Source organism: Chryseobacterium sp. CG10_8 (assembly GCF_058117085.1).
Window position 1 is genome coordinate 1 of the sequence record NZ_JBYVEB010000026.1, and the last position, 13,749, is coordinate 13,749.

The window sequence follows — 13,749 nt, forward strand, 5'->3', positions numbered from 1 at the left end:
TATCTGCAAATACTTCTACTGTATGCAAGTAAGAGCCAAGGTTCGTACAATAATCACTGGAGTTAGTTGTCCATTCACCTGAACTAAAAGTCGTTGTCGGTTGCTGAACGCTATTCAGTCGATACAAAGAAACATTTCCATTCCCATTACTAACTCCCTTTGCACCAACACAATCAACTGTAGTTGAAGCATTGTAGGCTAATTCGAAATATTGAGAACCCGTAAAAGTCATCGGAGGAGAATTAGTTACAAATTTTGCTTGATTAATAGGAAAACAAGAGAAAGTCGCTTCTGGATGAATAATGACAAAAGTCTCTCCATTACCCACTTTTCCAGCTAACTGAAAACTATCCGTGAAGTAATAATTACCACTCGTACTATTATAAAACTGAACATTTAGATTGTATCGATCTAAACTTACTTCATGCCCCGTTTTATTCGTAATTTCAATGGCTTTGTTGTTTGAGCTTCCTTCCAAATATTTGGTAATCATCAAATCTTTTGCAAAACCGTCTGATGCCAAAGTCGTTGCGCTTACCATATTACTTGCCGTTGATTCAAGATATCCGTTATCATAAGCTTTGACAGTAAAGGTATAGCTTGTAGATGGTGTTAAATGGTCAATTGCAATGCTTGTCCCTTTGGTCATTGCAATAGGAGTCGTACCTCCATTGACGTAGATTTTATATCCAATCACATCGGTATCTGTACTCGCCGTCCAACTGAGATTTACAAAATATGCATTTTGTTGGGTAGCTGTCAAGTTGGATGGAGCCATTGGCGCAGCCGTATCTGTGGTAACATTCCAAATCAAATCAACCCAAGACGGATTATCAATAAAGGGATTTCTGTTCTTCTGGATACTATAGACAATATTATTTCTGTCAATTTCCCTTTGAGAGACCGGATCAAGGGTATTCCAATTTCTTAGCATTTGGATGTAAGCTGCGTCAAATCCTCTTTCTTCTGTTCCATCTAACGGTGTTTCATCATTGGTAACAGCAGTACCCGTATAATAGTTAAAAGAATTCAGCTTGCCTTCATACCTCACGATAAAATACAACAATGCTCTCGCAATATCCCCTTTGAATTCATTAATAGGCTCATATACACGCCCTGTATAATCATAACCTGGGGTTGCATCATTACCTATTTTCGACCCATTGGTAAAGTTATAATACGTCGTTGCCCCTGCAACTCCATATGGATAATTACTCCGCAACTGATTAATTCTTGCATCTACGGGAATCACTGTAAAAAGATCAGCATACATAGGATAATTACCTATACTTCCAGTACTAAAAGTACTTTGTGGCATCATATGCTCCCTGTTGATACCCTGACCTTCAGCACTGACCGAGCCACCAGCAATCTGAGTAGCATCATATTCATAAGCATCTGCTCCTGTCGGATTTTCTGAATAGATATCTAACAAAATATATTTTGTTGTTCCTGACACAGAATCAAAATAAGGATTATTAGCTGCAGTATGGTCATAATAAATATCCTTGTCGGTCTGCTTGTAAAGCTCTTTAAGATCATTATAGTGATAACTATATCCAGTGAAAATAATTTCTTTAAGTTTTGATTTTAAAGCATATCCTGTAAGACCAGAAGTTCCATCATAATATCCTGTTGGAGCCTGCGAATATGAGGAAATATACGCTGCAACAGCACAAAGAAGTATCAATTTTTTCATCAACTTTCTATTTGTTACAAAGGTAGTCAACTTTTGATGTAGATTAATTTCAGCAATGTTAAATATCATTTTTTGTGGATAAAAAATTAGATTTTCGTACCTCCTTCTAATTGATTATATTTGACCAAATAACAATCTATACACATGGAATTAGAACTTAATCTACAAATGATTGCCGAAACCGCGAGAGATTTCGCTGAAAAAAATATTCGACCTAATATCATGGAATGGGACGAAAGTCAAACTTTCCCGGTTGAACTATTCCACCAACTTGGTGAAATGGGATTTATGGGAATTGTAATTCCGGAAAAATATGGAGGATCGGGATTAGGTTATCACGAATATGTGAGTATTTTGGATGAAATTTCGCAAGTTGACCCTTCTATCGGTTTATCCGTTGCAGCACATAACTCACTTTGCACCAATCATATTTATGAATTCGGTGACGAAGAACAAAGAATGAGATGGCTTCCACAATTAGCTTCGGGTAAGGTGATTGGAGCTTGGGGACTTACAGAGCACAATACGGGTTCTGATTCAGGTGGAATGAGCACAACTGCAGTTAAAGATGGTGACGCTTGGGTGATCAATGGGGCCAAAAACTTTATTACCCACGCTATTTCGGGAGACATTGCTGTGGTAATGACCAGAACGGGAGAAAAAGGTGCTAAAAATAATTCGACTGCATTTGTTTTAGAAAAAGGAATGCCTGGATTTTCTTCAGGTAAAAAAGAAAATAAATTAGGAATGCGTGCTTCCGAAACTGCAGAATTAATTTTTGACAATGTTAGAGTTCCTGACTCTCATCGTTTAGGTGAAGTTGGTTCTGGATTTAAGCAGGCTATGAAAATATTAGATGGCGGTCGTATATCTATCGCTGCCCTTTCTCTTGGGATTGCAAGAGGAGCTTACAAATCAGCTTTGAAATACTCAATGGAGAGACACCAATTTGGAAAATCAATCAACCAGTTTCAAGCTATTAACTTCATGTTAGCTGATATGGCAACAGAAGTTGACGCTGCCGAATTATTGATCAGAAGAGCTGCTGATATGAAAAACGCAAAACAAGTCATGACCAAAGAAGGTGCAATGGCAAAATTGTATGCTTCTGAAGCTTGCGTAAGAATTGCCAACAATGCGGTTCAGATTTTTGGAGGTTATGGCTATACCAAAGACTTCCCTGCTGAAAAATTCTACAGAGATTCCAAGCTTTGTACGATCGGAGAAGGAACTTCAGAAATCCAAAGGTTGGTTATAGGAAGAGAAATCTCAAAATAATTCCAACAAAATATTACACCATAGAAAACACCGACATTTCGGTGTTTTTTTATTTAGACACTTTTCATGAATAGTTTGCGGGGTAATTTAATTTTATTGAATGTCAGTTTTCGATAATAGCATTGTATTTTCTATCTTTGTTTAAATTTTAAATTTAATGGACAAAATCGACAGTCTGAATCAAGTAGCCGAATTTCATAGAACCTTTAACGCACCCATTTTAGAAACTCCACAGATTCCATCTCAAGAAAGATGTAAGCTAAGAGTATCTTTATTACAGGAAGAACTTAATGAGTTACAACAAGCAATCAATGATAATGATATTGTGGAAATAGCCGATGCTTTGTGTGACCTTCAATATGTATTAAGCGGTGCAGTTTTGGAATTTGGTTTAGGTGATAAGTTTGTTGAACTCTTTAACGAAGTTCAGCGCTCTAACATGTCAAAGGCTTGCGAAAATGAGGTGCAAGCTCAAGAAACTGTCGAAATGTATTTAGAAAAAGGAGAAGATTCTTTTTATGAAAAATCGGGTGACAAATTCAATGTTCATCGTAAGTCAGATCACAAAGTTTTGAAAAATAAATATTATTCACCGGCTAACCTTAAAGCCATTTTAGAAAAGTAAAACATGAAAAGAATTAAAATAATTTTGTCAGTAGTGCTTATGGCATTTGCAATGCAATCTTGCAGCTCTCAAAAAGTAGTGCTTAATCGAGAAGTTTATAATAGCAAGGACGGAAAAATGTTATTAGGACAACAGTCGATTGATCAGTTTCAAAAGGAACCTTATAGTGAATGGTATAATAAGGAATACAACGAGTACCAAATGGATCAGACGGCACTTGCGCAACTAAAAAAAGAAAAATTAACATCATATAACATCACTGTTTTTTTAGGAACATGGTGTGAAGATAGCCATAGAGAGTTTCCACGGTTAATGAAAATTCTTGATGCAGTTAACTATCCTGCTGGAAGATTAGAAATCATTGGTGTTAACCGAAAAAGAGAATCTCCAGGAGGCGAAGAAGGACAACGAAATATTCAATTAGTTCCAACAATTATCGTTTACAAATACGGAAAAGAATTAGGTAGAATTATTGAATTCCCTAAATCAGGATGGTTGGAAAAAGACTTATTAGAAATCATCACTAAAGAAGAATCTGTTCCAAAAGATACTTCTAAATAATCAATAACCATGGTCAATAAACTGGGATATGTATTTTTAGGCATTATCATCGCCGCTGTCTTGTTCTTTTCTTTGAAAGGTATTTTCAAAATTTCGGATAAGAAAGACACTAATGATTATTATGTCTTGACGAATCAAATCTCCAAAATGAACAAATTGGTCGTCATGGAACAGGATTTCTCGACTTTGCAAAAGACTTCTGTCTCCTATGAATTCTTGGGAAACAAAGTATCAGAAAACAACATTATGACCTACACCAAGACCAACGCTCAGGTTTCTTATGATCTTAATAAGATGAAGTTGGACGTGGATTCCATTGGAAAGAAATTAATTATAAAATCTCTTCCGCAAGCTGATATTAGGATTACTCCAAGCGTCGAAATTAAGTCAATCGACGATTCCTTCTTTAACAGAGTGGATGACGAACAAATTAAAAGCGTTACCCAAAAAGCTAAAGATCATGCGATAAAAACGGTAGATCAGAAAAAGCTTATTGAAGAAGGTAGCAAACAATTACTGGAAAACCTTAATACGATATTCGTTTTAGCAAAAGCTTTAAATTACGAAATCGTTGATGAAACAGGAAAAATCAATCCAAATCAATTGTGATTCGACCACTAAAAAATTCCGAAACATAGTTTTCGGAATTTTTCTTATATAGATTGATTGAAGTCATCGAAATTCCTTATTTTTGCAAATCATTAATTTTAAAAATCACTATGATTAAGATCACTCTTCCAGACGGAAGCATTAGAGAATACGAAAGCGGAGTAAGTCCTTTGGACATTGCAAAATCCATCAGTGAAGGATTGGCAAGAAATACCATTTCTGCGATGGTTAATGACCAGCAAGTAGAAGTAACCACTCCTATTACGACAGATTCTACGGTGCAACTACTGACTTGGAATGATGATTTGGGGAAAAAAGCATTTTGGCATTCATCTGCTCACCTTTTGGCTCAGGCAATTTTAGAATTCTATCCTCATGCAAAGTTGACCATTGGGCCAGCCATTGACAACGGATTCTATTACGATGTTGATTTCGGTGACGATTCTTTAAGCGAAAAAGATTTCGAAAAAATCGAAAAGAAAATGCTTGAAAATGCTAAAAAAGATTCAACTTTCAAGCTATACCCTATTTCTAAAGCTGAAGCTTTGGAAGAATATAAGGACAACCCTTATAAAACCGAATTAATAGAAAATCTTCAAGACGGAGAAATCACGTTTTGTACTCACGATAATTTCACCGACTTATGTCGTGGAGGACACATTCCCTCAACTGGAATTGTAAAAGCAGTGAAGATTCTTAATGCAGCAGGAGCTTATTGGAGAGGTAACGAAAACAATCCTCAGCTAACAAGAGTCTATGGAATATCCTTCCCTAAACAAAAAGATTTGACCGAATATTTGGAAAGATTAGAGAAAGCAAAACGTCGTGACCACAGAAAATTAGGAAAAGAATTAGGTATTTTCGCATTCTCAGAAAAGGTAGGTGCTGGTCTTCCACTTTGGTTGCCAAAAGGTACTGCTTTGAGAAAAAAATTGGAAAATTTCTTATCTGATGCTCAGAAAAAAGCAGGTTACGAATTTGTGATGACTCCGCATATTGGTGGAAAAGAACTATATGTAACTTCAGGACACTGGGACAAGTATGGAGCCGATTCTTTCCAACCTATTAAGACTCCAAATGAAGGGGAAGAATTCATGCTAAAACCAATGAATTGCCCTCACCACTGTGAGATTTATAAAGTGGGACAATGGTCGTATAGAGATTTACCAAAACGTTATGCAGAATTCGGTACTGTTTACAGATATGAGCAAAGTGGAGAATTACATGGATTGACTAGAGTAAGAGGATTTACTCAGGATGATGCGCATTTGTTCTGTACCCCAGATCAATTACTAACTGAGTTCGAGAATACCATTGATTTGGTAATGTATGTTTTCAAAAGCTTAGGATTCGAAGATTTTGTAACTCAAGTTTCACTTCGTGACCCTGAGAAAAGAGAAAAATATATTGGTTCTGACGAAAATTGGGAGAAAGCTGAAAATGCAATTATCACTGCTGCTGCTAACAAAGGTCTAAAAACTGTTGTAGAATTTGGAGAAGCTGCATTCTACGGTCCTAAATTGGATTTCATGGTGAAAGACGCCTTAGGAAGAAGCTGGCAATTAGGAACCATTCAGGTGGATTACAATTTACCGGAGAGATTCGATCTTTGGTACACTGGTAATGACAACGAAAAGCATAGACCAGTGATGATTCACAGAGCACCATTTGGCTCTATGGAAAGATTCATCGCTATTTTGCTGGAGAATACAGCAGGAGATTTCCCTCTATGGCTGGCTCCAGACCAGTATATAGTGCTTCCGATTTCTGAAAAATATGTGGATTATGCAAAAAAAGTTTCACAATTATTAGAAAATCACGATATTAGCGGTCTAATTGATGATCGTAACGAGAAAACAGGTAAGAAGATTAGAGATGCAGAGATTGCAAAATATCCTTTTATGCTGATTGTCGGTGAAAATGAAGAACAAAACGGAACTGTTTCCGTAAGAAGACGTGGTGAAGGAGATTTAGGAGCAATGGATGTTCAGGACTTCATCAACTACTTTAAAAAAGAAGCCAACACGGGTTTTGAATTTAAATTAAATTAAGAAAAAACCTAAAATTAAAATTAACTTTAAAATTTACAACTATAGCACAGAGATTTAACAACCGAGGCCCAAGACGTCCGATTCAGAAGGAGGACGCACATCAAATTAATGACAAGATTCGCGCTAAAGAAGTGCGATTGGTGGGCGATAATGTAGAAGCAGGAGTTTATCCTGTTGCCAAAGCAAGACAAATGGCACAAGACCAAGAATTGGATCTTGTAGTAATTTCCGACAAGGCAGAGCCTTATATTGCTCGTATATTGGACTACAAGAAATTCTTGTACGAACAGAAGAAAAAGCAAAAAGAGCTTAAAGCAAAACAAGTAAAGGTGGTTGTAAAAGAGATTCGTTTCGGACCTCAGACTGATGACCACGATTACGAATTCAAGAAGAAGCATGCTGAAAAGTTTTTGGAAGAAGGATCCAAATTGAAAACTTACGTATTCTTCAAAGGACGATCTATCATCTTCAAAGATCAGGGAGAGATTTTGCTATTAAGACTTGCTCAAGACCTAGAACATGTTGGAAAAGTAGATCAAATGCCTAAATTGGAAGGAAAGAGAATGATTATGATGATGAGTCCTAAGAAATCGGTTAAATAAAACATTAATACTATAATTCTTGATTCTAAAAAGGATTAAAATTAACCAAAATAAAAAAGAGATTCTTTTCAGTAAGAGTCTCTTTTTCTTTTTCAACAGTCTGCCACTGTTTTAGTGAAATTTCAAAAAATTGACATTTTTCATGTCAATAATAAAAAAACTAGACGAAAATGCAATGTAAATTTGATGCGTCAATTTTTTTACATGAAAACTTCAAAACTATTATCAACACTGTTGATTTCTTCATGTGCTTTCCTATCTGCACAAACCAAGCAAGATTCACTTAAAGCCCCTGATGCTCCCAAACCTGAAAAAGCCAAATTGACTTTTCTTGATAAAAAAGCTACCGTGAGAGTATTTCTAATTGCAGACTACGCTTCCTCGCTTACAGATGACGTTGATATTACCGGTACCAATAATGCCGCTAATTCTAGTAATGGATTTTACCTCAAATATGTTCGTATCAATGGACGATACAATATCAACAAGAAATTACTCATTCAAGTATTGGTTAACTTAGCCGATTTCAATAGTGACCCTAAGAGTAAAGTCTTGGAGATTGCCTCACTACGCTGGAACGGTAGCCCCTACTTCAACTTTCAAATGGGACAATTTCGACCCTATTTTGGATTGGAAGATATGTATCCTGCAGAAATTATGAAAAGTAACGCTTGGAGTAAGCAATATAGCTTAATGAGCAAAGATAACTGGCAAAGTTTTCAACTTGGCGCCGCCATCATTGGTTCCTTATCCGAAAAGAAAATTCCATTAAGATATTATTACACCATCTATAATGGTAATGGTAAAAATCAGACTCAAGATAATGATGATGTGAAAAATCATTCTTTCCGTTTGGAATATGATATTATCAAAAACTTACAATTAGGCGGTAATGCTGCTTTTACAAAAATTGATTCTCAAGGCGCAAGTATTTATGGAGTAGATTTACAATATTCTAAACAACTTTCTGAAAATTGGAAATTAGATATCAGTACCGAGTATAAAACAGGGACTAACAATCAAGCTTTCAGAGCAAGCACAGCAACAAACAAAAATGTAAAAGACTTTGCAATGGAAGGTTTCTATTTCACTCCTTCTGTTGCTAGAAAATTAAATAGCGATATCGAAAGTTTCATCGAATTTTCTTGCAGATATGAGTATTTGCAGGAAGTGAAGCATGGCAATCCCGGAAGGATATATACCCCTATGTTAAGTTATGTTATTGGTAATGAATATACCTCAAAGATTTCACTCGTGGGTATATTATCTGATTACAATACTAATGTTGCTGGTACATCTCAATACGACTCCAATATTGTTCTGCTACAGTATCAACTTAGATTCTAAGTACCAAGGTCAACCTCAAAGTGCTGCTCGTAATATTAATCGTTAGATTGGGCACATAATTACTGCTCATTTCTGATGATGACAGACCATTAGGATTTTAGAAAGAAATGAAGGTTCAAATTTTTCCAACCTTTGGGACACTTACCGAAGCTACTGGAACTTAGATAAAATTACATTTGCATCGCCAAAAATAAAGTACTAAATTTGCAAACTTATTGATAACAGATAAACAAAAAAGCAGAACAATGCCAAAATTAAAAACGAAATCAGGGGCTAAAAAGCGTTTTGCTCTTACTGGAACAGGTAAGATCAAAAGAAAAAATGCTTATAAAAGTCACATTTTGACTAAGAAGGAAACTAAGCAAAAGAGAAATCTTACGCAAACTTCTTATGTTGCTACTGTGGACGAAAAAAGTGTTAAGCGTCAATTAGCTATCAAGTAGTTTTTATAAATCTATATTCGGTTTATAAGAATTCAACAAAATTCATTAAAAAAGTTAACCCTGAATTGGTGCCCAAAAGTATACTGAAATAAAGTATCGCACAATTCAAAAAAACAACAACATTATGCCAAGATCAGTAAATTCAGTAGCGTCTAGAGCGCGAAGAAAAAAAGTAATGAAGCAGGCTAAAGGTTTTTTCGGTAGAAGAAAGAACGTTTGGACTGTTGCAAAAAATGCTGTGGAAAAAGCAATGCAATATGCTTACCGCGGTAGAAAAGAGAAGAAAAGAAACTTCAGAGCTCTTTGGATTGCCCGTATCAATGCAGGTGCTAGAGAACACGGAATGTCTTACTCTCAATTTATGGGAGCTCTTAAAAAGAACAACATCGAGCTTAACAGAAAAGTTCTTGCAGACCTTGCAATGAACCACCCTGAAGCTTTCAAAGCTGTTGTAGATCAAGTAAAATAAATTGTAAATCTTTTGTTATCAATAATCTAATCCTGAGAATACTCAGGATTTTTTTTACATTTGATTTTTTATTTTAATTATGAATAAAATACTAGGAACACTAGCAATTATCTTTTTAGGACTTTCAGTCAATGCACAGAGTTTTATCCAAGCTTATCAAGATAGAGCGAATCAGGTGACTCAATCCCATATCAACACTTATTTGCAAGAGTTTGTAAGCTACGGCGTGAAGACTACTGGTTCTGCCAACAACACCAATGCTCTCAATTGGTTAAAAGCTAAATATTTATCTTTTGGTTATACCGCTTCTCAAATCGTTGAAGATCCATTTACCTTTGGAACAACAAGCTCCAAAAATTTGGTCGTTACAAAGACCGGAACGCTATACCCCAATACTTATGTGATTGTTTGTGGACACTTTGATACTATTGTTGGAGTTGGTGCTGGAGATAACGGAAGTGGAGTATCGGTCATTCTTGAAATTGCAAGAATCCTAAAAGACGTTCCTACTGAATATTCTATACGTTTCATCAATTTTTCTGGTGAAGAACAAGGATTACGAGGGAGTCAGCATTATGTAAATACTGTGGTCAACGCAACAACACCTAAAATGAGTATCAGAATGGTTTTCAATATTGATCAAGTAGGTGCAAGAGCAGGTCAAACTCATAATACTATCTATTGCGATATTGATCAAGGGTTACCAACAAGTAATAATGCTGCATCTCAGGCTATAACTCAAGAACTAGCGAACTGTACAACACTTTATTCAGCATTGAGTACCGCTTTTGACCCAGCTTATGCTTCAGATTATATGCCTTTCGAAGACAACGGCGAAGTAATTACCGGTTTCTACGAATATCTTGGTGGAAGCAATACCAATACTCATACTTCCGCTGATACTGTTGCTAATTTAGACCCAGTTTATGTATACAATGTAGCCAAAGCTGCCGTTGGAGCAACACAGCATTTCGCTATAGCTTCAACTACTTTGGGAACTGAGGAGGTCTCTGTTAATAATGCTTTGGAATTTGATATCGTTCCTAATCCAGCAAAAGATTTTATTAAACTTGAATTAGGTAGAGAAATTAAAGATTTCCGTTTTGAACTTTTTGACGCAAGCGGGCGTTTGGTTAAATCTACCGAAAACGAAAAGGAAATAAACATTTCAGAAATGCAAAATGGGGTCTACACTGGAACTTTGAATCATGATGGTGAGAAAAAATCAAAAAATATCGTCGTTCAGAAATAGATTAAATGTTCTTAGAAACTTTATTATAAATGCTCATCAAATGATGGGCAATTTTTTTATCATCAAATTTTTGAACAAATTCTAAGCTTTTTTCGGCGCGGCGATTTCTTTCCGATAAATTATCCCATAGGAATTTAATTTTTGCTCTTATATCTCTAACCTGATAAGGGTCAACATATAAGGAATCTGCTCCTCCCGCTTCTGGAAGACAGCTCAGATTACTCGTTATCACTGGCGTTGCCGAATATAAAGCTTCAATAATTGGGATACCAAAACCTTCAAAAAAACTTGGATAGATAAAGATGTCTGCTAATTGGTAAATCGCCGCCAATTCAGTCATCGAAACACCTTCTAGAAACTTTACGTCAATAGGGTTTTTCTTGATTTCTTTCTGAATTTTTGAAAAATATTTTTTTTGCTTTTTACCAACCACCACCAAAGGAATCTGTGAACCTTCTAAAGCTTTTATCACATTCAATAGATTCTTTCTTTCTTCTATTGTGCCTACATTCAGCAAAAAACGTTCGGGAAGTTGATATTTTTCCTTTACAGAAATTAAGAATTCTTCAGAGTACTTTTGTTTGAAAGCCTCATGACATCCTTGATAGACAACCATCACTTTGGATTCTGGAACTTTCAAGAACTCTACAATATCTCTTTTGGTTTGCTCTGATATTGCAATAATTGCATCGGCCGAATGTGCTGCTTTCTTGAATTTCCAAAAATGAATCCTCCTATCAAACCACGAATAATATTGAGGAAACCTCACGAAAATCAGATCGTGAATGGTCACAATTTTTCTGATGGGCGTGTTGTTCCACTTCAAAGGCAGTTCACCAGAAAGTCCATGGAAAATATCAGCACCAATACTTTGAGCGTCCTTCCCCATCTTCATTTGTCTAGTCCACTTCCCTTTCGAAGTTTTTATAAATGTAACATTTTCGAGGTTTAGAATTTCTTTACCTCTTTCGGAATCATTTTTATTGAGTAAAAAATATTGATTTTCAGGAAAATAAGTCGCCATAATTCTCACCAAATCCCGAGAATAGTTTCCCAAACCAGAAGCATTGTGAAAAAAACGTTTGGCATCGTAGGCTATCTTCATCTCCCAATTGTTGTTATAAATTCTTTAAAGGTTCCAAACGAATAATTCTTCGATTTGAGCCAAGTTAGGTAGGTACCAAATCTTTCAACCATTTGGTTTCCAGTATTTTTGAAAGTAAACTTTGGCAGTTGATATTCTGGTTTCGAAATATCAGAAAATTCCCATGGATGAAAGTAGATATTCAAATACCCATCTTTATCTAGTGCATCTTTGGATAGTTTCTTATATAAATTCAAAGGAAAATTGTGAAAGCTTAACCAAAACAACGGAATTCTAAAATTGGGTGTTACAGAAGCTGGAATTTGAAGCAATTTTTCTTCCCAAAAATACGTTCTGGATACTTTCAAATTATTGTAACGACCAGGTAAAAAAGTAGGATTAACCGACGAATTGTAAGTATATCCCGCTTCGTGAACTTCCTTTGCAGGAACATCCATCATTCTAGGCATTCTTATTCCTATAATATTAGTTCCAAAAAGTTCTTCTAACCTTTCCCTTGACTCCTGCAGATGTTTGATTTCAAATTCAGAATGAAACCAAGTATGAGAAGCCAGCTCATGACCTTCCGCGAGTAATCTATCAATCAGGGATTTACTATTTTCTGCAAAAACTGCAGTAGTAAAAAATGTCGCTTTAATTTCATGCTTTTTCAGAAGGTTTAGTATATTTTCCAAACCATTCTGGGACACTTTTATTTGCTCATCAAATGGAATTTTGCCTTTATATTCCAAAGGCATATCGAATTCTTCAATATCAAAAGATAGTAGAACCATTAGAAATTTTTTGTTCGGATTATATAGTTGGGCCTTTGTTTTACTTGTTTAAAAATTTTGCCCAAGTACATCCCAATAATTCCCAGAATAATGAGTTGAAGCCCACCAAAGAAAACAATGGTTATTATCAACGAAGCCCAACCAGAAATTTCGGTTTTGGCAATAAATGCGTGGATGACGTAGATAAGGTAACCCACCACCGAAAATGCAGAAAACAAAAATCCAAGATATGCTGCCAAATACAATGGTTTTACGCTAAAAGCTGTTATCCCTGTAAAAGCGAATTTCATCATTTTCTTTAGATTATAACTACTTTGACCAGCATTGCGTTCTGCTGCCATAAAATCTAAAGAAGTCTGTCGAAATCCCATCCAATTGGTTAATCCCCTCAAAAACAAATCATCTTCAGAAAACTCTTTAAGCGTTTCCACAACTTTAGCGTCCAATAATCTAAAATCCGAATCTCCACCTTTCGTTAAATCAACATCAGAAATTTTTGATAAAATCTGATAAAAAACAGAAGATGTTTTCCTTTTGAAATAACCAATTTCTTTAGGATAAGTCCGATTAGTAAGTACCACATCGTATCCTTGCTCCCATTTTTCAATGAGTTTTGGGATAAATTCTGGCGGATGCTGCAAGTCACAATCCATCGAAATAATTGCATTACCATTAGCGAAATCTATCCCTGCCTTAACCGCTGGTTGATGTCCGAAGTTTCGAGAAAATTCGATGTACTTCACTTCATCATAAATACTGGCGAGCTCTTCTAATTTCTGCTGTGTATTATCTCGACTTCCATCGTTTACAAATATGATTTCAAAACCATAGTTTTGCAAACCCGAAAAAATCTCCTTGATTCTCTGATGAACCACGGATACATTATCCTCTTCATTATGAGCTGGGATTACAATGGAGATTTTTTTCATTTTTGG

14 protein-coding genes are annotated in these 13,749 nt (G+C 35.7%); 10 read left to right on the forward strand and 4 right to left on the reverse strand.

Annotated elements, in window-relative coordinates; translation table 11 throughout:
- On the reverse strand, window positions 1–1,699 hold a 1,699-nt coding region (locus AC4AGG_RS06340; RefSeq protein WP_489771150.1), incomplete at its 3' end, for an endonuclease.
- A 144-nt stretch (window positions 1,700–1,843) separates the two neighbouring features.
- Between AC4AGG_RS06340 and AC4AGG_RS06345 the strand changes: the two genes are divergently transcribed.
- The 10 genes from AC4AGG_RS06345 to AC4AGG_RS06390 all read left to right on the forward strand — a co-directional run bounded on the left by AC4AGG_RS06345 (window position 1,844) and on the right by AC4AGG_RS06390 (window position 10,936).
- A complete protein-coding gene (locus tag AC4AGG_RS06345; protein ID WP_489771151.1) occupies window positions 1,844–2,977 on the forward strand; it encodes an acyl-CoA dehydrogenase family protein in 1,134 nt (377 codons plus the stop codon).
- Between the two features lie 157 nt (window positions 2,978–3,134).
- A complete protein-coding gene (locus tag AC4AGG_RS06350) occupies window positions 3,135–3,602 on the forward strand; it encodes a pyrophosphohydrolase domain-containing protein (RefSeq protein WP_489771152.1) in 468 nt (155 codons plus the stop codon).
- Between the two features lie 3 nt (window positions 3,603–3,605).
- Entirely contained in the window at window positions 3,606–4,163 is a 558-nt protein-coding gene (locus tag AC4AGG_RS06355; protein WP_489771153.1) for a TlpA family protein disulfide reductase, read from the forward strand.
- Between the two features lie 9 nt (window positions 4,164–4,172).
- Window positions 4,173–4,772 carry a DUF4230 domain-containing protein gene (locus AC4AGG_RS06360; protein ID WP_489771154.1) on the forward strand — a complete coding sequence of 200 codons (600 nt, stop codon included), beginning with the start codon at window positions 4,173–4,175 and terminating at the stop codon, window positions 4,770–4,772.
- A 110-nt stretch (window positions 4,773–4,882) separates the two neighbouring features.
- Window positions 4,883–6,823: a threonine--tRNA ligase gene (gene thrS / locus AC4AGG_RS06365; protein ID WP_489771155.1), complete on the forward strand. Its 1,941-nt coding sequence runs from the start codon at window positions 4,883–4,885 to the stop codon at window positions 6,821–6,823.
- Between the two features lie 80 nt (window positions 6,824–6,903).
- Window positions 6,904–7,425, forward strand: coding sequence for a translation initiation factor IF-3 (gene infC, locus AC4AGG_RS06370; protein WP_489771182.1), 522 nt, complete (start codon window positions 6,904–6,906; stop codon window positions 7,423–7,425).
- A 204-nt stretch (window positions 7,426–7,629) separates the two neighbouring features.
- Complete coding sequence (locus tag AC4AGG_RS06375; RefSeq protein ID WP_489771156.1) at window positions 7,630–8,772, forward strand: porin; 1,143 nt, start codon at window positions 7,630–7,632, stop codon at window positions 8,770–8,772.
- Between the two features lie 245 nt (window positions 8,773–9,017).
- A complete protein-coding gene (gene rpmI / locus AC4AGG_RS06380) occupies window positions 9,018–9,215 on the forward strand; it encodes a 50S ribosomal protein L35 (RefSeq protein WP_114304469.1) in 198 nt (65 codons plus the stop codon).
- 124 nt (window positions 9,216–9,339) lie between these two features.
- A complete protein-coding gene (rplT, locus tag AC4AGG_RS06385) occupies window positions 9,340–9,684 on the forward strand; it encodes a 50S ribosomal protein L20 (protein WP_489771157.1) in 345 nt (114 codons plus the stop codon).
- A 79-nt stretch (window positions 9,685–9,763) separates the two neighbouring features.
- Window positions 9,764–10,936 carry a M28 family peptidase gene (locus tag AC4AGG_RS06390; protein ID WP_489771158.1) on the forward strand — a complete coding sequence of 391 codons (1,173 nt, stop codon included), beginning with the start codon at window positions 9,764–9,766 and terminating at the stop codon, window positions 10,934–10,936.
- Window position 10,937: 1 nt separating this feature from the next.
- On the opposite strand, the gene AC4AGG_RS06395 is transcribed toward AC4AGG_RS06390, so the two are convergent.
- Genes AC4AGG_RS06395 through AC4AGG_RS06405 form a run of 3 tightly spaced genes read right to left on the reverse strand, consistent with a single transcriptional unit; the run spans window position 10,938 to window position 13,743 of the window.
- A complete protein-coding gene (locus AC4AGG_RS06395) occupies window positions 10,938–12,041 on the reverse strand; it encodes a glycosyltransferase family 4 protein (protein WP_489771159.1) in 1,104 nt (367 codons plus the stop codon).
- Window positions 12,038–12,814 carry a polysaccharide deacetylase family protein gene (locus AC4AGG_RS06400; protein ID WP_489771160.1) on the reverse strand — a complete coding sequence of 259 codons (777 nt, stop codon included), beginning with the start codon at window positions 12,812–12,814 and terminating at the stop codon, window positions 12,038–12,040. The genes AC4AGG_RS06395 and AC4AGG_RS06400 overlap by 4 nt, the downstream gene beginning before the upstream one ends.
- Window positions 12,814–13,743 carry a glycosyltransferase family 2 protein gene (locus tag AC4AGG_RS06405; protein WP_489771161.1) on the reverse strand — a complete coding sequence of 310 codons (930 nt, stop codon included), beginning with the start codon at window positions 13,741–13,743 and terminating at the stop codon, window positions 12,814–12,816. The genes AC4AGG_RS06400 and AC4AGG_RS06405 overlap by 1 nt, the downstream gene beginning before the upstream one ends.
- Window positions 13,744–13,749 lie beyond the last annotated feature (6 nt).